The sequence below is a fragment of the Fictibacillus enclensis genome (genome assembly GCF_030123385.1).
Lineage (GTDB): Bacteria > Bacillota > Bacilli > Bacillales > Fictibacillaceae > Fictibacillus_C > Fictibacillus_C enclensis.
On sequence record NZ_CP126109.1, the window covers coordinates 3845051 to 3865431 of the forward strand.

At 43.1% G+C, this 20381-nt stretch carries 23 protein-coding genes and 1 riboswitch; of the genes, 4 read left to right on the plus strand and 19 right to left on the minus strand.

Annotated features, from left to right (window positions below):
• Positions 1-11: 11 nt before the first annotated feature.
• The 3 genes from sufC to QNH15_RS20095 all read right to left on the minus strand — a co-directional run bounded on the left by sufC (position 12) and on the right by QNH15_RS20095 (position 1784).
• The gene (sufC, locus tag QNH15_RS20090; RefSeq protein ID WP_283889989.1) at positions 12-797 is read right to left on the minus strand and encodes a Fe-S cluster assembly ATPase SufC; all 786 of its coding nucleotides are present in this window, start codon (positions 795-797) and stop codon (positions 12-14) included.
• 206 nt (positions 798-1003) lie between these two features.
• A complete protein-coding gene (locus tag QNH15_RS26335; protein WP_206738150.1) occupies positions 1004-1153 on the minus strand; it encodes a YuzK family famiily protein in 150 nt (49 codons plus the stop codon).
• Positions 1154-1409: 256 nt separating this feature from the next.
• Positions 1410-1784 carry a carboxymuconolactone decarboxylase family protein gene (locus QNH15_RS20095; protein WP_129480022.1) on the minus strand — a complete coding sequence of 125 codons (375 nt, stop codon included), beginning with the start codon at positions 1782-1784 and terminating at the stop codon, positions 1410-1412.
• A 158-nt stretch (positions 1785-1942) separates the two neighbouring features.
• Here QNH15_RS20095 and QNH15_RS20100 point away from each other — a divergent pair, with 158 nt between their 5' ends.
• Positions 1943-2788, plus strand: coding sequence for a metallophosphoesterase (locus QNH15_RS20100; protein WP_283889995.1), 846 nt, complete (start codon positions 1943-1945; stop codon positions 2786-2788).
• A gap of 82 nt (positions 2789-2870) precedes the next feature.
• On the opposite strand, the gene QNH15_RS20105 is transcribed toward QNH15_RS20100, so the two are convergent.
• The 10 genes from QNH15_RS20105 to QNH15_RS20150 all read right to left on the minus strand — a co-directional run bounded on the left by QNH15_RS20105 (position 2871) and on the right by QNH15_RS20150 (position 10894).
• Entirely contained in the window at positions 2871-3305 is a 435-nt protein-coding gene (locus tag QNH15_RS20105) for an RDD family protein (protein ID WP_283889996.1), read from the minus strand.
• 96 nt (positions 3306-3401) lie between these two features.
• On the minus strand, positions 3402-4229 hold the full coding sequence (locus QNH15_RS20110) for a MetQ/NlpA family ABC transporter substrate-binding protein (protein ID WP_283889997.1): 828 nt from the start codon (positions 4227-4229) through the stop codon (positions 3402-3404).
• A 24-nt stretch (positions 4230-4253) separates the two neighbouring features.
• Positions 4254-4919 carry a methionine ABC transporter permease gene (locus tag QNH15_RS20115; protein ID WP_283889998.1) on the minus strand — a complete coding sequence of 222 codons (666 nt, stop codon included), beginning with the start codon at positions 4917-4919 and terminating at the stop codon, positions 4254-4256.
• Positions 4912-5937: a methionine ABC transporter ATP-binding protein gene (locus QNH15_RS20120; protein ID WP_283890001.1), complete on the minus strand. Its 1026-nt coding sequence runs from the start codon at positions 5935-5937 to the stop codon at positions 4912-4914. Before QNH15_RS20120 ends, QNH15_RS20115 begins: the two co-directional genes overlap by 8 nt.
• A 78-nt stretch (positions 5938-6015) precedes the next feature.
• Positions 6016-6129: riboswitch (SAM riboswitch) on the minus strand.
• A 57-nt stretch (positions 6130-6186) separates the two neighbouring features.
• Positions 6187-6510: a hypothetical protein gene (locus tag QNH15_RS20125; RefSeq protein ID WP_283890002.1), complete on the minus strand. Its 324-nt coding sequence runs from the start codon at positions 6508-6510 to the stop codon at positions 6187-6189.
• A 101-nt stretch (positions 6511-6611) separates the two neighbouring features.
• A complete protein-coding gene (locus QNH15_RS20130; RefSeq protein WP_283890003.1) occupies positions 6612-7901 on the minus strand; it encodes an anti-sigma factor domain-containing protein in 1290 nt (429 codons plus the stop codon).
• Positions 7902-8005: 104 nt separating this feature from the next.
• Positions 8006-8755, minus strand: coding sequence for an RNA polymerase sigma-I factor (sigI, locus tag QNH15_RS20135; RefSeq protein WP_129480016.1), 750 nt, complete (start codon positions 8753-8755; stop codon positions 8006-8008).
• A 398-nt stretch (positions 8756-9153) separates the two neighbouring features.
• The gene (locus tag QNH15_RS20140) at positions 9154-9483 is read right to left on the minus strand and encodes a thioredoxin family protein (RefSeq protein ID WP_283890005.1); all 330 of its coding nucleotides are present in this window, start codon (positions 9481-9483) and stop codon (positions 9154-9156) included.
• Between the two features lie 16 nt (positions 9484-9499).
• A complete protein-coding gene (locus QNH15_RS20145) occupies positions 9500-10537 on the minus strand; it encodes a PQQ-dependent sugar dehydrogenase (RefSeq protein ID WP_283890007.1) in 1038 nt (345 codons plus the stop codon).
• Between the two features lie 9 nt (positions 10538-10546).
• Positions 10547-10894 carry a toprim domain-containing protein gene (locus QNH15_RS20150; RefSeq protein WP_283890009.1) on the minus strand — a complete coding sequence of 116 codons (348 nt, stop codon included), beginning with the start codon at positions 10892-10894 and terminating at the stop codon, positions 10547-10549.
• Between the two features lie 299 nt (positions 10895-11193).
• Between QNH15_RS20150 and QNH15_RS20155 the strand changes: the two genes are divergently transcribed.
• Positions 11194-11583 (plus strand): KGG domain-containing protein, encoded by a 390-nt coding sequence (locus QNH15_RS20155; RefSeq protein ID WP_283890013.1) that lies wholly within the window; start codon positions 11194-11196, stop codon positions 11581-11583.
• A gap of 81 nt (positions 11584-11664) precedes the next feature.
• On the opposite strand, the gene QNH15_RS20160 is transcribed toward QNH15_RS20155, so the two are convergent.
• The 6 genes from QNH15_RS20160 to QNH15_RS20185 form a co-directional block, all read right to left on the minus strand.
• On the minus strand, positions 11665-11913 hold the full coding sequence (locus QNH15_RS20160; protein ID WP_074440571.1) for a YusG family protein: 249 nt from the start codon (positions 11911-11913) through the stop codon (positions 11665-11667).
• A gap of 87 nt (positions 11914-12000) precedes the next feature.
• Entirely contained in the window at positions 12001-12387 is a 387-nt protein-coding gene (gcvH, locus tag QNH15_RS20165; RefSeq protein ID WP_061972160.1) for a glycine cleavage system protein GcvH, read from the minus strand.
• Positions 12388-12454: 67 nt separating this feature from the next.
• Positions 12455-12817 (minus strand): arsenate reductase family protein, encoded by a 363-nt coding sequence (locus QNH15_RS20170; RefSeq protein WP_129480013.1) that lies wholly within the window; start codon positions 12815-12817, stop codon positions 12455-12457.
• A gap of 163 nt (positions 12818-12980) precedes the next feature.
• A complete protein-coding gene (locus QNH15_RS20175; RefSeq protein ID WP_283890021.1) occupies positions 12981-14765 on the minus strand; it encodes an acyl-CoA dehydrogenase family protein in 1785 nt (594 codons plus the stop codon).
• A 21-nt stretch (positions 14766-14786) separates the two neighbouring features.
• Positions 14787-15968: an acetyl-CoA C-acetyltransferase gene (locus tag QNH15_RS20180; RefSeq protein ID WP_283890028.1), complete on the minus strand. Its 1182-nt coding sequence runs from the start codon at positions 15966-15968 to the stop codon at positions 14787-14789.
• 14 nt (positions 15969-15982) lie between these two features.
• Complete coding sequence (locus tag QNH15_RS20185; RefSeq protein WP_283890034.1) at positions 15983-18379, minus strand: 3-hydroxyacyl-CoA dehydrogenase/enoyl-CoA hydratase family protein; 2397 nt, start codon at positions 18377-18379, stop codon at positions 15983-15985.
• A 196-nt stretch (positions 18380-18575) separates the two neighbouring features.
• Here QNH15_RS20185 and QNH15_RS20190 point away from each other — a divergent pair, with 196 nt between their 5' ends.
• The gene (locus tag QNH15_RS20190; RefSeq protein ID WP_283890038.1) at positions 18576-19457 is read left to right on the plus strand and encodes a chemotaxis protein; all 882 of its coding nucleotides are present in this window, start codon (positions 18576-18578) and stop codon (positions 19455-19457) included.
• Between the two features lie 225 nt (positions 19458-19682).
• Complete coding sequence (locus QNH15_RS20195) at positions 19683-20372, plus strand: CoA transferase subunit A (protein WP_129480010.1); 690 nt, start codon at positions 19683-19685, stop codon at positions 20370-20372.
• Positions 20373-20381 lie beyond the last annotated feature (9 nt).

Below are 20381 nucleotides of genomic sequence, written 5' to 3' on the forward strand. Positions count from 1 at the left end.
TCCTAACTTGCTTACGCCTCTTGGCCAACAGTTTCGTCTTCGATTCCGAGTTCTTCCTTAATCCAGTCATAGCCTTCTGCTTCAAGGCGCTGTGCAAGTTCAGGTCCTCCTGATTTCACAATGCGTCCTTGCATCATTACGTGGACTTTATCCGGCGTAATGTAGTTAAGCAAACGCTGGTAGTGAGTGATGATCAAGCAGCCAAACTCAGGGTTTCTCATTTCATTTATGCCTTTGGCAACAACTTTAAGTGCGTCAATATCAAGACCGGAGTCAATTTCATCAAGAATTGCAATTTTCGGTTCAATCATCATTAATTGAAGAATTTCGTTGCGTTTCTTTTCACCACCGGAGAAGCCTTCATTCAAGTAACGGTGTGCAAATGAGCTGTCCATTTCAAGAAGTTCCATTTTCTTATCAAGCTCACGGATAAATTTCATGAGAGAGATTTCTTGGCCTTCCTCACGGCGGGCGTTAATGGCAGAGCGCAAAAAGTCCGCATTCGTAATACCGCTTACTTCACTTGGGTATTGCATTGCAAGGAAAAGTCCTGCTTTTGCACGTTCATCAACTTCCATCTCAAAAAGATCTTTTCCGTCAAATGTAACGTTACCCTCGGTTACTTCATACTTTGGGTGCCCCATTAACGCTGAAGATAAAGTGGATTTACCTGTTCCGTTCGGTCCCATGATTGCATGGATTTCCCCGCCATTTATTTCAAGGTTTAACCCTTTGATAATTTCCTTGTCTTCGATAGAAACACGCAGGTTTTCAATCTTTAAGTTTGGTGTAGACATATGCATTTACCTCCATCTTATATTTCAATGAAATATATTGTTAATGTGAACAAGAATGAAAGCTTCTCTCATTCCATTCTCAATTTATTCTCATTCTAATATTATAACAAATTTATTTTATCTTCAACCTTATGAGCTTTCCGGAAAAAGATAAATCAAACAGAAAATCAGCATTCATTGGTTGAATGCTGATCCCACTTCATATACTATAGGATTTTTCGTTCCATTTCATTACTTACTTCCAAACTTTTTTGATATTCTTTTTCACGTTCTTGTTCAATATCCAATCGTTTGTCAAGATTGCGTTCATACTCAGCGTAACCAATGCCATGATTCTTGTGCATAGCCTTTTCCATTTCAGAAGTGTGGTTAACTTTAATCGAGTGAATAATAAATCATCCTTTCGTGTTATGAACACTAATTGTATACACTATTAGCCTAACAGACGTATGATTCCTTATCAATTTCCATATTCTACGATATAAAAAAAGCCTATAGGGTATACACCGGATGCACTTTACTGCCTTCCATATCCTTATAAATCCGGTTAAATCCTCTCCCGTTCTTCCATTTTCTGAAAAGCGAAAAAAGAAGCTCCCTCTGGAACTCCTTTTACTGCATGGGATTATTTAATTCCTGAATGCATTCCTGTACCAGTGTCACTCCCTGGCTCATCGCCGCACCTCCTCCAAAAGCTGCTGCTACTCCAACAGCTTCGAGGATTTCATTCTCACTGGCTCCCTGATCCAGACACCCTTTTGTGTGATAAATAATACAATATTCGTCCTGGGCACAAATACTGATTCCCAAGGCAATCAGCTGTTTATTTTTCTCAGTAATTTCCCCCTCTTTAAAGCAGTGACGGGTAAATTCATTGTAGGAATGGGCCAGTTCAGGCATATGATCCGTATACTTTCCAAGGCCTTCCTTATACCTGATCAAATGAAATTGCGTTGAATTCTTTCCGGGCATTTCTTGATGTTCCATTTGTTTCATCCTCCTGTCCTTAAAGTAGACAAGTCTTAGTATGAGTTAATGCTTCTTGTCTTATGCCTTTCACTTTTTCCAACAGAAATTTTTGTTTCCACTTAAAAAGGGAATATAATGAGAGAAAAGACGTTATAAGAAAACAGAAGGAGAAAGAGATGGAAGAGGAAAAAGTTAAAAAATCATTGATTGCCGGATCTGTTGGATTAGGGACAATAGCAGCTGTTGCAGGTACTGCCGCAATTTATTCTTCATTCATAGAGCCTTACTGGTTTGACATTAAGAAAGTGACCATCAAACTGCCTCGCCTTCCCGAAGCGTTTAAAGGGGTACATATTGTACAGATCAGTGATTTCCACCTTGGATTTCATTTCAGGGCAAGACATATCAATAAGATGGCTGAAAAAATACAGGAGCTACAACCGGATCTTGTCATTTTTACCGGAGACCTGGTCAATTCGAAACGTTCTCGCAGGTCTGCAGTAAAAAGCATACCAGGCTTAAAAAGTATTGAAGCTCCGCTTGGTAAATTCGCTGTGCTCGGAAACCATGATTACCTTGAAGACATTGATACGATCTCTGAGCTATTGAGAAAAAGCGGCTTCGAACTGCTTGTAAATGAGAACAGAAAACTGATAAAGGGGAATGACAGCTTCTATATCGCAGGACTTGATGACTACCTGCAAGGAGAGGCAGATATTGAGAAATCTCTGGAGGGCATTCCGGAGGATCAGTTCACACTTCTTCTCGCCCATGAACCGGATTATTTTAAGGTAAGCTCAAAATTCCCCATCGATCTTCAGCTGTCTGGCCACAGCCACGGCGGTCAAGTGCGGATGCCGCTGTACGGGCCAATTATCACTTCACGTATGGGAAGAAAATATCACACCGGCCATTATGAGTCAGAAGAGAAACATTTGTATACCAACAGAGGAATGGGAACGACCCACCTTCCCTTTCGCTTCTTTTGCAGGCCGGAGATTACATCCATCGTTTTAGAATAGAAGCATTTTTGTGGGAATTTTCAGCAACAAAGTTACGAAAACAAAAAAGACGGCTTCCGGACCTGGAAGCCGTCTTCTTTGCTTATCCTTCCTTTTGAGGCGGAAGATGGGTGACATAGGTTCCTGCGATAAAATCATGAATACTTCTTTTATCTTTTCGAATCCCAACCATTAAAGCACTGACAATCAATCCAATTCCAAGCGTTACTGCGTAAATAATCCCTCCGACCAGAACTCGCATCAGCATGGCACCAAGCCCCAGCTTGCTGCCGTCAGCTTTAACGATCCGAACCCCGCAGATTCTCTTTCCAACCACGTACCCGTGCCAATAGATGGGCAGCAATAGGGCATAGAGGAAACTGATGATATCGAGGTACCAATTTTCTCCCGGTTGATCGGAAGCAAAGTCTCCGGTAATTAAAAAACCAATGATAGCTAATGGTATGCCGATAATAATGCCATCCAGCAAACAGGCTCCTACCCTGATCCAAAATCCCGCTGGCTGTTGAACGTCCATCTTGTACCCCTCCCTGATTGGTTAGTTTTAAGTCATCTAACTTTATTACAATGGGACAAAAAAAAGAACAGCCTGTGGCTGTCCTTTTATGGCACCTTATTTGTTTACTGGTACAACTGCTCCTTTGTACTTCTTCTTAATGAAATCCTGGATTTCTTTTGAATGAAGAACCTGTACAAGGGTTTTGACTGTTTTGGCATCTTTATCGCCTTTACGTACAGCGATAATATTGACAAACGGTGAATCTGCGCCTTCAAGTGCGATCGCATCTTTTTGAGGATTCAATCCAGCATCAATCGCATAGTTGGTATTGATCAGCACCGCATCGCCTTCACCATTTTGGTAGGCTTTTGGAAGTAGTCCTGCTTCAACATCCGCTTTGAATTTAAGGTTCTTTGGATTTTCTGCAATATCCTTGATTTGAGCATTATAGCCTTTGCCTTTTTTGAGCTTGATCAGTCCTTCTTTTTCAAGCAGTGACAGCATACGGCCATGGTCGGCTACAGAATTACTCATAATGATGGTTGCGCCCTTTGGAAGGTCTTTTAGCGATTTATACTTTTTGGAGTATACACCGATCGGCTCAATATGAATTCCGCCTGCATTTTCAAATTTGTAGTTTTTGTTTTCCTTCATTTGTGACTCTAAATAAGGAATATGCTGAAAGTAGTTGGCATCAATCTCTTTATTTGCAAGAGCTTTATTCGGTAATACATAGTCCTGAAACTTTTTGATTTCAAGATCAATTCCTTTTTTCTTCATTAGCGGTACAGCCTGTTCAAGAATTTCGGCATGCGGAACGTTGGATGCCCCTACAACAATTTTGTTATCAGCAAGCTTTTTGTCTCCTCCGCTGTTTGCACCGCACGCAGCAAGGGCTGTTGTCATGGCCAACAAAAGAACGAGTGTAATCAATTTTTTCATGGTTTTCCTCCTGATTGTCTATTTTTATCGTTTATCCAGGCGTCGGGTAATAGTATCCCCGATAAATTGGATAAGGAAGACGATAATCAAAATAATAACTGTGGCAACAAACGTTACATCATTTTGTGTACGCTGGAAACCGTCTAGAAAAGCCCGGTCACCCAAACCGCCTGCCCCAACCACACCAGCCATTGCGGTATAGCCCACAAGCGCGATGGAGGTTACAGTGATCCCTGAAATCAAAGCGGGCAAGCTTTCAGGAATAAGCACTTTAAATATGATTTGGGTATTGCTCGATCCCATGGATTTCGCAGCTTCAATGACTCCTTTATCCACTTCGCGGAGAGCGATCTCAACCATTCGTGCATAAAATGGCGCTGCCCCGATAATAAGTGCCGGGAGCGCAGCATTGGCACCAAGCATGGAGCCGACCAAAAAGAGTGTAAATGGTATCAACAAAATGATTAAGATGATAAAGGGTATCGAACGAAAAATATTAACGATTGCCGCTGTAATTACATGAAAAAGCTTGTTCTCCCACAAGTTTCCTTTCCCCGTAAGAAATAAAGCCAATCCTAAAAACAAGCCAATAACGAAGGTGGCAATTACAGCTACTGCAGTCATGTACAGCGTCTGATCTGTAGATGTTAACATCACATCCCATTCTACATTCGGGAACAGATTACTCATAAGAAACCACCTCCACTTCGACCTGCTGTTGGTTCATGTAATTGATTGCATCAGAAACCTCTGAATCAACCCCTTCGAGCTGTATAAAGAGTGATCCATATGCACCGTTTTGTGTTTGTGAAACCTTGCCCTGAAGAATGTTAACCTGAACGTTGAATTTTCGGATAACATCTGTGATAACAGGCTGCTCAGCGCGTCCTCCGACAAATGTCAGCTGTACAATCTTGTTTTGCGGCTTTTCTGAAGCCAGCTGTTTAATCACATCCGTTGTTTCTTCCGGTTCTGTGATCTGCTTCACAAAATCTTTCGTAATTTCCTCAGAAGGATGACGGAAGACGTCCAGGACTGGTCCCTGCTCTACCACTCTTCCGTTTTCCATGACAGCCACCCGATGGCAGATCTTCCGTATGACATGCATTTCATGAGTAATCAGGACAATCGTCAATCCGAGTTTTTCGTTAATCTCAACCAACAGATTCAGGATGCTGTCGGTGGTTTTCGGATCAAGCGCCGATGTCGCTTCATCACAAAGAAGCACTTTTGGGTTATTGGCCAATGCCCGGGCAATACCGACCCTCTGTTTTTGTCCTCCGCTCAGCTGGGACGGATAAGATTCTCCCCGGCCTTCGAGGCCAACCAGTTTAATCAGTTCATCCACCCGTCTTAACCGTTCAGCTCTTGCCACCCCGGCAATTTCAAGAGGGAAAGCAATGTTCTCCCTTACGGTACGGGACCAAAGCAAATTAAAATGCTGGAAAATCATGCTGATTTCCTGACGAGCTTTCCGAAGCTCGCTCTTGCTCAGCTTGGACAAATCCTGTCCGGCTACCGTTACACTTCCGCTCGTCGGCGGTTCCAGCATGTTCAGCATACGGATCAATGTACTTTTTCCGGCACCGCTATATCCAATTATTCCGAAAATTTCACCTTGATCTATTGTAAGATTGACCTGGTCAACCGCATTGACCGGTCCGTCTTTCGTCTTAAAGATCTTGCGCACTGCATCTAAAGTTATCAAAAGACTGGATTCCTCACTTTCATAAAAAATGCCCTTCTGCGAATATGAGCAGAAGGGCATTGAATTAATATGCGCCATCTCTCATCTCCCAAAGCATGCGCTTTGCAGGAATTGGCACCATTTTAAACAGGATTGCTGTTTAACGGTTGCCGGGTTTCATCGGGCCAGTCCCTCCACCTCTCGCGATAAGAACGAAATGTTTAAGTTTTCAGCTTGCAGTATGGATTTTATCATCACGTACTTTTACTGTCAAACCATTTCTTTTGTCCCTGTTCGTTGACTGCGTGCCAAGTACAGTAATGATTCGAGTTTTAACTGTTCTCTGTATGTCCCTGTAAAAGACAGCTTTCCTTGTTTGATCAGCTTGCTCAAATGACTTTCACCGTTGCAAACAAGCCGTAATTCCTCATCATTGCCTGAAAGCAGGATATTTCTTTGCTTCTCCGTGATGGTGTTGATAAAGGTGATACAGATGGTTTTCCCTTCCAGTGACACACTCGCCCTCTCGTTACCCACAAGCGGACGGAGAAAATCTGTTTTTTGAATATGATCCACCCATTGATCCCAATTCATCAAAAATCCCCCTCGTAATATCCCTTCTAAAAGGGTTCGAGGAGGCTGGAACCTCTTCCTGTAAGGATCCTTCGACAGTTAAAGGGTACTTCTGTCGATTGTTAGCTTGCTTTCTTTTGATGACGATGACCTGGATGTTCCTTTTTGGGCGTGGCTTGGCCTCTGCCCCACTTTTTCTCATGGTTAAACCGTTGTTTTTGCGGCCCCGGTTTGTCTTTGTTCATCTTTTTCTTATGGACGGGTATGGTTTTCACCTTCATCTTGTTTTGATCCTTCGGTGAATTTCGGAAAGAGGGCTGCGGCTTTGGCTGGCCTTTTCCCGGTGGCTTCTTCCATTTTTTATCCGGATGTTTATGTACAGAGCCGAATGAACGAAACTCGGCCTGATTATGTTGACTCATCACTTTCCTATTCTCCTGCTGGGCAGGTTCAGCAGATTTAACTGTCATTTTTTTATTGCTTTGCATCGGATCCGCTTTTTTATTCGTTTCTTTATATGAGGTTTTTCTTACTGGTTCAGTCTTGGCGGATGGTTGTTTAACCGCCTTTTTTGGATTGGTCTTTTCCGGCTGGATATTTCTCTCGTTCCGCTTGATTTTTTCGGGTACTTCCATGTTTTCCTTATTCTTTTTATGCGGTTGCTCGTTTTTCTTCTCCATCTTTTTTTTCAGCTCAGAAAATGACATCCTTTTGACGTCTTTTAAAGAAAGCGGATCATGGTTTTGCTTTGCATCAAGATACATCAAATATTTCCCTGGGGATACTCCATTTTTCTTTGCTGCATTACGCTTTTTTACATCAAGGTTCTTGATGACGATGGCTGCTTTCTCATTATAGACAGCAGCATTGCGTTTAATGGCTGTTACAGCATCTTGGAGGGATGAAGACATCTTTTTATCACTTTGATCCACAATAGTAGACGCAATCAGCACGTCCGGATTCTTGGAAAGATAACCTTGTTGGTCATAAGCATTCAACAGTGAAGAAGCAAATTGAAACAGGCTGACATCCTTCGCATACTGAAGGGAGTGGATCAGGTTTTCTCCTTCCGGGTTGAACGCTTTTACTTGAACGACCTGAAGATTTTTATTAACCGCAGCCTCGAGGCTCGGATTCACGTCAAAACTGACATAAGCCGCAACAGTATGGTCGTTGCGGCTCAACGGGTTTACACCCGAAAATAACACAAATATGAGTAGTGCTCCTATAGACAAAGAAAGTGAAGGAAGAAAAAAGCGCCTGGTCTTGCTTCTGTATAAACTAGAGACGTCATATTCCATTCCCGGCACCAGTTTTTTTCCCCGTGGCAGTTTAACCGAGACAAATGACCCGTCTTTTGTTAAAAGAATCGCTTTTCCTTTCTTAACTTCCATCAAAATACCGTTTTTCATTCCACATATCCCCCCTGAAGGCGAAGGATCTGCTTCGTATCATAACCATCATGAGCCAGCTTTTAGGCCACACGAATAATTACAACCGTTTAACTTCCCCTTATTTAAGGCTGAATATAAGACTTTAACGCTTTAAAGTCCCCTAGATATATTAGCGATACCGCTATTATATACTTTCGATTTCGCTCTATCGTTTTACGACTGCAGGAGACCATGCTTAACAAATCTTTTATGGGAAGTTGTTTTTTCTCCAATAAAAACTCAGCCATTTCCCGGTTTTCAACGAGCAGCCGGGCAATTTCTTTCGCATTTTCACGTGCATCGACGTGCTTCGGACAATGTTTGCTTAGCACTTTGAAATTCAAGTTGAAATCTTTTAGCAGCTTTTGATACTCCTCAATTTCATACACACGATTTTCAGCCTGAATGCTTTCTTCATAATGATCCATTGCCGCTTTTTGTTCAGCATAGCTATCCTCAACGCGGCCTTCTTCGTCTTCTTCATCAGGCTGGAGATAAATTAACCGGTTCTGCCTTACTTCTTTACGAATATAATCAATCACTCTTCTGCGGATCACCATATCAGCAAAAGAGAGGAATCGGCTTCCCTGTCCTTCCTGATATTGATCAATTGCCTCATTGAATGCATACAGACCTACACTAAATTCGTCCATTGTTCGATCTATATATTGACTGCAAACCTTTGATGTCACCTTTTTAATAAAGGGCTGATAGGCTTCAATCAGTTCATTTCGTAAAAAATCATTTCCTCTTTGGATGTTCATAACTTTATCTTCAATGTTATTTATAGCGCTAGCGCTGTTTTTTATTCTTGATACAAATGCAGTAGACATTATTTCACCTCTTAAATCCAGGTTGTTTTAACTTTCGAAGGACGAAATTCCCCAAAAGTCGACAGGAGCAAACAAGTTTCAAGCTCTCCTATACATTTATACCATTGATTTGTAGGTTTGTAGGATACAGTTGTATAACAATATTACAGGACTACTGCCTTTTTGTAATCTTTCTGTCACGTTTCTGAAAAAGAAAAAACTGGCATCTGTGCCGATAAATCAGAAATTACCACTGTCTTGCTTGGTATCATAGCTTTTTCAAGGGAATTTCATCTGTTTTAATGGCTGAAATGTGATGTAAAATGATTTACACATTTTTGTTTTATTTTACCACACCAACCATGTATTACATTTAAAAAACACCCCCTAAAAAAGAAAAAAGACACTGAATGTGCCTTTTAAAGGTACTTTTTTAAGTTATGATACAAAAAATCAACAGATTGCATGGCATAAATCTTGCGTACGGCAATCCCGCGGTTTAAAAAAAGGAGGCACGGTACACTGGTAATGTTGTATTTTTCAGCCAGTTCGGGCATGGCATTTAAATTGATTGCGCCCACCTTGGGCTTTTTGTTTCCTGGCTTGTCCAACGCTTCCAGTGTGATCTCAAGCATTCGCCTGCCCATTTTGCAGGTGCCGCAAAGTGGTGTTTGAATATAGAGAGCCGCCGGTACCTCTGCCGACTCCTCAATATAATCCTGTGTCTCTAAGTTGGTTAAATCCTTCATACTTCTCCCCAATCCTTTAAAAACTGCTCATTTCGAGCATCTTGTCATCATTTTGTTTCGGTGTTCCTCTGCCATCTTTATTGTTAGTCAAGAAATAAAGCGTCCCGTTATGAACTTGAACATCCCTGAGACGGCCATGATTGCTCGCCATCGTTTCCATCTGCTTGCCGGATGTGTTTACTTTAATGATCTTTTCTCCGCGCAGACAGGCAATATAAATCTTGTTGTCCTTGATGGCAATACCCGACGGTGCCCATGTCTTTCTTCCCGAATGAAGAAGAGGCTTTTCCATGTATTCTTTGGATTCATCCCCTTTGATGACCGGCCACCCATAATTTTTCCCAGCTTTGATCACGTTTATTTCGTCATAGTTGGTTGAACCATGCTCAGTTGAAAACATTTTGTCTCCATCCCATGCAAGCCCCTGTGGATTGCGGTGTCCGTAGGAATACACATAAGAATGGTTAAACGGGTTATCCTTTGGTATGGATCCATCGGCATTCATTCTTAAAATTTTTCCAGCAAGACTGTCCTTGTTCTGGGCAAGCGAATCATCCCCTGAATCTCCGGTGGTTGCATACAGTTTTCCATCAGGTCCAAATTTGATTCTTCCGCCATTATGAATCGACCCTCCCGGTATCCCTTCAATGAGCACACGATCTTCTTTCAAGGATGCCTGTCCTGCTTTTAAAGAGATGATTCGATTGTACACCTTTCCCTTTTCCTGGTACGTGTAATAGGCATAAGCCCTGTGATTCTCCCCGGCCTCCGGATCAAATAAAAAGCCAAGGAAACCACCCTCCCCTTCTGAAAGAACCTTTTTGGAAAATGATAATGACACAGGAACCTTCTTTCCTTGTTTCGTCACTTTCGTCATTTTCCCGGTCCTTTCAGAAATATAGGTCTCTCCATTATAAAAATCGATCTGCCAGGGGACGTTTAAATTCTTTGCAAAAATCTTTGTTTTTTCCTGTGGTCGCTTTTCTTTTTTTCCGGTTTCCTCAGAAGAACATGCAGTCAAGATCAGCAGCAGCAACAGGCAAAAGCGGTACATACATTCCTCCTATCCCAAACAATTTTTATTTATCGTAAAACGGGCACCCAGCAAAATATTAGCAAGGTACATGAGTGGTGTCTTTGCCACTTCCCGGTACATCTTATGAATGTATAAATGTTCAGCGTTCGGAAGTTCTCTTTGCAGCATTTTTCGCAGTTTTGCACCGGCTTCGTCTGCATCAACCAATATATAAACATCTCTGTTTTCAATTTCGATTGCCAGTTCTTCGAGGCGTGAAAGCCCCATTGTTCCATTGGTGCAGATAATTTCAACAGGCTCATTCAGTATGGAGATCAGCTTATCCTTGTCAGATTTGCCTTCAACGATTATAACTTTTTCACTGTTGTTATCCATCAATCATCTCTCCTATTTCTTCTAAAGAACAAGTATTAAAACGATTGATATTCCTCTTAGTTATTATAATACCCTTTATTTTATTAGAATCCTCTTTCAAATGTTAATAAAACTGTCCGTTTCTTCTGGGTAACCACCCTTTATTACCACAAGAAGGCAACCCAGTAAGGAAAATCGTACTAACTTCTCCTAAAGTCGTTTAACCATAACGAAAAGGGGATATTGTTTCTCTAAGTTCAACAGTACCAAGAAAACAACTGTTGAAAAATTACTTTTTACCATAAGAGGAGGAATTAGAAATGGCTAGAAACAATAATGACAACAGAGATGGAATGAGCAGAGAAGAAGCAGGTCGCATGGGCGGAGAAAAAACATCCAAAACCCATGGGAAAGATTTCTATCAGGAGATCGGCAAAAAAGGCGGGAAGTCTACTTCCGAAAGCCACGACAAAGACTTCTACCAGGAAATCGGTCAAAAAGGCGGAGAGTCAACTGCTTCCAGCCATGATAAAGACTTCTACCAGGACATTGGTAAAAAAGGCGGGGAGTCCACAGCCGACAGCCATGATAAAGATTTTTATCAGGAAATCGGTAAAAAAGGCGGAGAAGCTACTTCCGAAAGCCACGATAAAGGTTTTTACAGAGATATTGGACAAAAAGGCGGTAACAGCCGCAATAACAACGATTAATATATATCAAGCAAAAAAGGACAAGCCCGAGGGCTTGTCCTTTTTTGCTACAAAATAATTATCGGACTTACAGGGCATGAACTAACACCAGCCCTCATCGCATCCCTGAACATAGCTTTTGGGATATTTCTGTGCTGAATCATTCTTTTTATAGATTTTTTCAGCATCAAACTCAAAACCTTCAGCCATTTCATATTGATTGCCCTGATCGGAAAAAACGACGCGTCCGATTTTTTGGTTGTCATGGAACAAAGACATGTAACCCGCATCCATTTTTCCATACACCTTGGTTGTGATATCTGATTTCGCATTTTGATTCGAATCGTTCATGTTCAATGAAGTCACTTCCTTCCGGAGAAGATGTTTCTATTGTCTCCGGAAAAAAGCGCCCTACTCATTGAAATTCTTTGTAACGGATTAATCCTCTTTTGTCATTTCTTCATATTGTTCAGCTGACATGAGGTTTTCTGTTTCAGAAAGATCAGATGCTTCAACCACAATCATCCATGCCTTTTCATAAGCAGATTCGTTTACGAGTTCCGGGCTGTCATCCAGCTCTTCATTGATTTCAACCACTTTTCCGGAAATTGGAGCATAAAGCTCGGAAACGGTTTTCACGGATTCAACGCTGCCAAATGGCTCGTCCGCTTTGATTTCGTCGCCTACTTCCGGCAGTTCTACGAATACGATATCACCCAGCTCATCTTGTGCAAAATCGGTAATACCAATTCTTACTTTATTTCCTTCTTCAACTTTTACCCACTCATGTTCTTCTGAATAACGCAATTCTTTTGGAAAATTCATTCGTATCCCTCCAGGCTTTCTTGTTATTTATAATAACTATAATATTAAATTTATTATAGTTAAGCAACTATTTTGATGCCCATGTCTGTTGATATGTATCTTCTTTAAATCCGACGGTCACCTGTGTTCCATCGGTGGCAATCGGGCGCTTCAGCAGCATGCCGTCAGAAGCCAGTAAATCAAACAGTTCCTCATCGGAAGCACTTTTGATTTTATCCTTTAAGCCGAGCTCTCTGTACTTCATTCCACTCGTATTAAAGAATTTTTTTAAATCCAGTCCGCTTTTCAAGACAAGCTCCTTGATTTCCTCTTTTGAAGGAGGGTTTTCAACGATATGGACAGATTCGAATGGAACATCATGATTTTCCAGCCATTTCTTTGCTTTCTGGCAGGTTCCGCATTTTGGATACTGGTAAAAAGTCAGGCTCATTTGTTTCACTCCTTCCTTTCCATAGTAACACAAAATAGTGTTGCCACGTAAAGGGAAATTAATCATCAGCCTCATCATGATTAACACAAAAAAATGCTCCGGCAATGTACCGGAGCCAAATGTGAGAGAGTATTTTCAAGATAAGGCAGTGGTAGTATGAAACTTAAATAACGTAACGTTCTTCCTCCAATACAACAGCGGCAATTTCACGTTTTTTCTTGATGACATTAGTCGGCGTATGGCGTGTGAGCTTGCGCAGAGCAGACAGCATCATGCGAAGGGTATCACCTTCTTCTACTCCGATAATCGATTCTTTGGCATGAGCTTCCATACGGTTAAAGGCTTCCTGACAGAACACCTGGGTCATTAACAGCTTTTGTGTGTTCTTCTCAAGGCCGGTTCGGTTTATGGCTTTTTCCGTACGCAATACTGTTGATTCCATCGCGTATACCTCGCTAACCAGATCTGCAAGGTTTGCCAGGATTTCCTGTTCATTTTCAAGCTTCTGACCAAACTTTTGCACCGCAAGACCTGCGACCATTAAAATGATCTTCTTACCCATGCTGACGAGATACTTCTCCTGTTCCAGCGGTTCAGTTCCCACTTCCTGAGGCATCATCATCATTAATTCATTCTGTAGGGCAGTTGCCTTTTCAATCAGCGGCAATTCACCTTTCATCGCTTTGCGGACAAGAGTCCCCGGAACCAGCAAACGGTTGATTTCATTGGTTCCTTCAAAGATTCGGTTGATACGGGAATCCCTGTACGCTCCCTCTACTTCATATTCGGCCATGAAGCCATATCCCCCATGGATTTGTACTGCTTCGTCCACCACGTAATCAAGAACTTCTGATGCAAAGAACTTATTCAGGGAGCACTCAATGGCGTATTCAGCAATGGCTTTTGCCACTTCTTTGCCATCTTTTTGCGCCTCAGTATCCAATCCGCCCAGCCGCTTTTCAAAAAGACCGACTGTACGGTAAACCGAGCTTTCGGAAGCATATGTCTTTACGGCCATGTTAGCGATTTTCTCCTGAATGAGCGGGAATGAGCTGATTTTGCGTTTGAACTGGGAACGTTCATTGGCATATTTGGCTGAGACCTCAATTCCGCGCTTTGACCCGCCCACGCAGCCTACCGCAAGCTTATAACGGCCAATATTTAATATGTTGAAGGCAATCACATGGCCTCTTCCCGCTTCGCCGAGCAGGTTTTCTTTTGGCACAGAAACATCCTCCAGGATCAATGTTCTTGTTGAAGAGCCCTTAATTCCCATTTTCTTTTCTTCTGGACCCGTGGAAACACCAGGGAAGTTCCGCTCCACGATAAATGCAGAGAATTGTTCGCCGTCAATCTTCGCGTATACTATGAATACATCTGCAAATGCCGAGTTGGTAATCCATTGTTTTTCACCGTTTAGGATATAGTGTGTACCCTCTTCATTCAACCTTGCAGTGGTTTTCGCCCCCAAAGCATCCGAACCTGATCCTGGTTCTGTCAGAGCATATGCTGCAATTCTGGTTCCCGTGGCCAGATCAGGAAGGTACCGTTGTTTCTGGTCTTCATTTCCGAACAGTACTATAGGAAGAGAACCGATTCCTACGTGTGCGCCATAACTTAAGGAGAAGCCTCTGGCACGGGCAAACTTTTCCGTAATCAGTGAAGATGAAATTTTGTCGAGCTCAAGGCCGCCGTAAGCTTCCGGAACATCGGCACCCAACAGGCCGAGCTCTCCCGCTTTGGTCAGCAGTTTTCTTGAAATATCAAATTGATGATTTTCAATTTTGTCAATTTGCGGCACCACTTCTTTTACAACATAATCTTCCGTGGTTTTAGCAATCATTAAATGTTCTTCTGAAAAATCTTCCGGTGTAAACAGATCCTCCGCCTGAATATCCTCCACTAAAAAACTTCCGCCTTTAAATACTTTTTCCATTGTGTTAGACATGTTTTCCCCTCCTGTTTTGGCTTAGCCCACTAGTTCAAAAACGCCGGCAGCACCCATTCCGCCGCCAATACACATGGTTACCACTCCAAATTGTTCTCCTCTTCTCTTCATCTCATGAAGAAGAGTAAGCGTCAGTTTGGCCCCGGAGCACCCGAGCGGATGGCCGAGAGCGATTCCGCCTCCATTAACATTGACTCTGTCTTCAGGAAGACCAAGCTCCCGTATCACTTGAACCGCCTGGGAGGCGAATGCTTCATTCAATTCAAACAACCCGATATCAGCCACCTCAAGGCCCGCCAGTTTAAGTGCTTTCGGGACTGCAGCTACAGGGCCGATTCCCATAATTTCCGGTGGCACGCCTGCCACAGCAAAACTTCTGAATTTAAGAAGCGGCGTTAACCCTTCTGCTTCTGCTTTCTCGCGGTCCATTACAAGTACAGTGGCCGCCCCGTCACTGGTTTGAGATGCATTGCCTGCTGTTACCGAACCTCGAACTGAAAAGGCCGGGCGCAGCCGTGCAAGTCCTTCCAACGATGTATCAGGTCGAACACCCTCATCCGTATCCACCGTAAATTCTTTTTCTTTTAGTTTATTGTCTTCACCCAGCCATCGTTTCGTGACGGTAACCGGAACGATTTCATCCTTAAATTTCCCTTCCTTGATGGCGCGCGCAGCGTTTTGATGGCTCCTGACCGCAAACGCATCCTGATCTTCACGCGTCACACCAAACCGGTTGGCCACTTCTTCTGCTGTATATCCCATTCCCATGTAATATTGCGGGACGGTTTCCACGAGCTGCGGATTCGGTTTGATCACATGCCCTTCCATCGGTAGAAGGCTCATGGATTCCGCTCCGCCGGCCAATACAGCCTGTGCATGACCAAGCATGATTTTTTCTGCGCCATAGGCAATACTTTGCAGTCCTGAAGAACAGAACCGGTTGACCGTGATTGCCGGAACGGTATCCGGAAGACCTGCGCGTGCACCGATCAGCCGGGCCATATTCATTCCTTGTTCGGCCTCCGGTATGGCACAGCCCATAATCAGATCATCAATTGGACCATCATATCCGCCTGCGCGACGCAGCGTTTCTTTTACTGTTATTGCTGCCAGCTCATCCGAACGCATTTGAGCGAAGGATCCTTTTTTTGCTTTGCCTATCGGCGTTCTTGCTCCTGCTACGATTACAGCATCTTTTTGCATGTTTTCCCCTCCTTTTAGTTGCGAAGCGGTTTTCCTTTTGTCAGCATGTGCTGCATTCTTGCCTGTGATTTTGGTTCTCCGGCAAGACTCAGGAAGGCCTCCCGTTCAAGATCCAGTAAATATTGTTCATCAACCAATGTCCCTTCAGGAACTCTTCCTCCTGCAAGCACAAAAGCAAGCTTTTTCGCGATTTTCAAATCATGATCCGATACATATCCCCCGAAACGCATTGTTTCTGCGCCAAGACAAAGGGTTGCATAACCCGCTTCGCCGACCACCGGAATCTTTGAGCGCTTTGGCGGCTGATAGCCCTGTTTTGCCAGAGACAGCACACGCTGCTTGGCATCATATAACAGGTGATCCCCATTTACAGAAATACCGTCTTGAGGACGCAGGTAACCAAGTTTTGCAGCTTCTTGTGCAGAAGTGGACACTTTGGCCATGGCGATGGTTTCAAATACTTGATTGACGACTCCCTGCAGATCAAGCTTTGCACCTTTAGGCAGGCGTTCCACTTGGCGGCGAAGAAGCTCTTTGTTTCCGCCTCCGCCAGGTATCAGTCCGACGCCGACTTCCACGAGACCCATATACGTTTCAGCGGACATTTGCATTTCGGCTGCAGGCATGGAAATTTCTGCTCCGCCACCAAGACTCATGCCAAAGTTTGCTGTAACCACTGGTTTTTTACTGTATCGAACCATGTTCATCGTATTCTGGAACTGGCGGACCATCATATCGAGTTCGAAAAAGTTATCATCCTGTGCTTCCATCAGGATCAGCATCAAGTTGGCACCGACACAAAAGTTCTTGCCCTGGTTTCCAATGACCAAACCTTCGTAATTTCGTTCTACTTCTTCCAGTGCTTTATGGATCATCATAATGATGTCCGGCCCAATAGCATTGTTTGGTGATGTGAATTCAAGGCAGGCAACACCATCGCCCATATCAATCAGGCTGGCGCCAGTATTCTTCGTGATAAGGCCGCCTTTATTTTTAAGCAGTGACAGATGAACGGTTTTTGGATTTTCATTGACTTTTTTGTAGTCGCCTTTATGGTAGAACGAAACCCCGCCATTCTGAGTCTGATAAAACGAGGTATTTCCACCTTCCACCATCTCATGAATCCAGGCCGGAACGGTTTCGCCTTCTTCTTCCATCCGTTTGACCGATTCACTGACACCAATGGCATCCCAGATTTCAAATGGCCCATGCTCCCATCCGAATCCCCATTTCATGGCATTATCAATGGCTACAATATCATCTGCAATTTCGTAGGCTTTTTCTGCCGAGTAGATCAATACTGGTTTGACGATAGACCACAGCATTTCACCTGCCCGGTCTTTACTGTATAAAAGCGCTTTCACTTTTTGCTCTGTTGTCTTCAACTGTTTAGCTTGTTCTGTGGTTGGCGTTTTCAGCTTTTGCCGTGGCTTGTATTCCAGCGTTGAAGGATCAAGCTCAAGGATTTCTCCTCCCTGCTTGCTCTTCTGTTTCAGATAAAAGCCCTGACCGGATTTGCTTCCCATCCAGCCCTTTTCCACCATTTCATTTAAAAACGGCGGAACATCAAACACTTCCTTTTCTTTGCCCTCCACCTGGTCATACACGTTTCTTGCCACATGAAGGAAGGTATCCAGTCCAACTACATCGAGTGTCCGGAATGTAGCACTTTTCGGACGGCCAATGAGCGGTCCCGTGACGGAATCGATTTCCCCAACACTGTACCCCTGTTTCATCATTTCCTGCACAGTGACCATCAGACCGTACGTCCCAATCCGGTTGGCAATAAAATTCGGTGTGTCTTTAGCGACAACAACACCTTTGCCGAGTATGTTTTCCCCAAATTCCTTCATAAAGGATGCTACTTCGGGGCTGGTATCTTCCGTTGGAATGATTTCCAACAATTTTAAGTATCTTGGCGGATTAAAGAAATGGGTTCCCAGGAAATGCTTTTTAAAATCATCCGACCGATCCATTGCCATTGCATCAATGGAGATTCCCGATGTATTCGAGCTGATGATGGACCCTTTTTTCCTGAACTGCTCCACCTGCTCAAATATCTGGCGTTTCACATCCAGGCGTTCAACAACTACTTCAATAATCCAGTCCACATCATTCAGTTTGGATAAATCATCCGTAAAGTTCCCGACTGAAATTAAATCCAGATTTTCTTTTACCGCCAGGGGCGCCGGTTTTTGTTTCAGCATGCGTTCCTTTGCCTGCAGTGTGAGCCTGTTTCGGTACTGAGGACTTTCTTCTGTCAGACCCTTGGATTTTTCGGCATCTGACAATTCCCTCGGCACCATATCCAGAAGCAATGTAGGAATTCCCACATTTGCAAGGTGTGCTGCTATTCCTGCACCCATCACACCAGACCCTAATACAGCAGCCTTTTGAATGGTTATGGCCATCTTATTTCCTCCTTCAGCTATTGAATGAACACTCATTCATTTTTAGCCCAAAAATAAATGACTACTTTTTAAATTTAGTTCTACACTCATCATAAGTCATTTCAATTATTTTGACAACATAGAATTTTCTTTCTTTTTTAAAAGCTTTTTGTCATAGTTAAATGGTAAAAAGGTTCCTCTATTGAAAGGAAGTGGCATGATGTCTATTAAACTTGGTATTCTCATTTTGCATGGGATCGGCAATCAAGATGAAACCTATGCCGACGACTTTATGAAATCACTCCGCAGCCACTTTGCAAAAAATATTGCCTCCTTACACCCTGCCCCTGGTTCACAGGTGGAGATGGTGCCCATTTATTGGGGTAGCGTTTTTAATGAACGGGAGGACGAATTATGGGCAAAGGTCAATAAACAAAAAACGTTGAACTATTCCTTCCTCCGTCAGTTTGTTATCCGTTTTTTCGGTGATGCCATAGCTTACCAGCCATCGCCCGTTTCATTTCCACATCTGAATCCAAATTATGAAAGAGTGCATGAAGCGGTAGCCTCAGGGATGCACAAGCTTCGGGAGAAGACCAGTGATCTGTCCCCTCTTACCGTTGTTTCCCACAGCCTCGGCACGGTGATTGCCAGCAACTATTTTTATGACCTGCAATATCTTCAAGAAAAGATTCCCGATGCCATTAAGCAATTAAAATCGGATAATCCTCTAGAAAATGGAGAAACCCTTGCCAATTTTTATACTCTCGGAACTCCTATGCCTTTATGGACCCTCCGGTATAACGACTTTGACAAACCGATTGATGTCCCTTCTCCTCAACTCAAAAAACACTTTCCCCATTTAAGTGGGGAATGGATCAACTATTATGACCAGGATGATGTAATTGCTTTCCCCTTGAAATCATTAAATGAAGTGTACAACCGGTCGGTGAAAAAAGATATTGAGGTTAGCAGTGGAAATATTTTTACATCCTGGTCCCCCTTCTCCCATATTTTTTATTTCAAGACCGACAAAATCATTAAAGAAATTGCGCTGTCTCTCTCCGAGCAATGGAAAAAGGTGAACGGTATTTCATAGTTTTTCCGAGAACCCGGAACACTTTCCGCTTTTCCGGAATGAGTTCCTATCATAATAAGACTCTGTTTTTTCAAAAAAGAAGACCAGCCATTTCCGGATTACCGGAAAATTCGGCAACCTAAAATTGTTCACAAATCGTTCAACTCTTTATTCTACAGGTGGGATTAGTCTTGGCATGAAACTTGCAAGACTACTGAACGAGTCTGAAAAAGGAGTGAACATCACATGAAGCCTGTATTATCTTCGTTTCAAGAAGCGGTTAAAGAAATACCAGACGGATCCATTCTAATGGTGGGTGGTTTTGGACTGGTCGGCATTCCGGAGAATTTGATTCTTGCTCTTGTTGAAGCAGGAACCAGAGATTTGACCATCATTTCAAATAACTGCGGAGTAGATGACTGGGGGCTTGGCCTGCTGCTGAAAAACAAGCAGATCAAGAAAATGATTGGTTCCTATGTGGGAGAGAACAAAGAGTTTGAACGCCAGGTGCTGGCTGGAGAGATTGAAGTGGAACTCATCCCCCAGGGAACATTGGCCGAGAGAATTCGGGCAGGCGGCGCAGGCATTCCGGCTTTTTATACACCTGCTGGAGTAGGGACGCCTCTTGCTGAGGGAAGGGAAATCCGTACATTTAATGAAAAAGAATACATGCTGGAGACAGGGCTTCAAGCCGACTTCAGTTTGATCCGTGCCGCGAAAGCAGACAACATGGGTAATTTGGTTTATCACAAAACTGCCCGAAATTTCAATCCCATGATGGCTGCAGCCGGAAAAGTTACGATTGTGGAAGTTGAAGAGCTATGTGAAACAGGAAGCTTGGGTGCCGACGAGATCCATACTCCTGGCATATATGTTCAGTCACTAATCGTTGGGATACAGGAAAAAAGAATTGAAAAGCTGACTGTAGCAAACTAGAAGATTGGA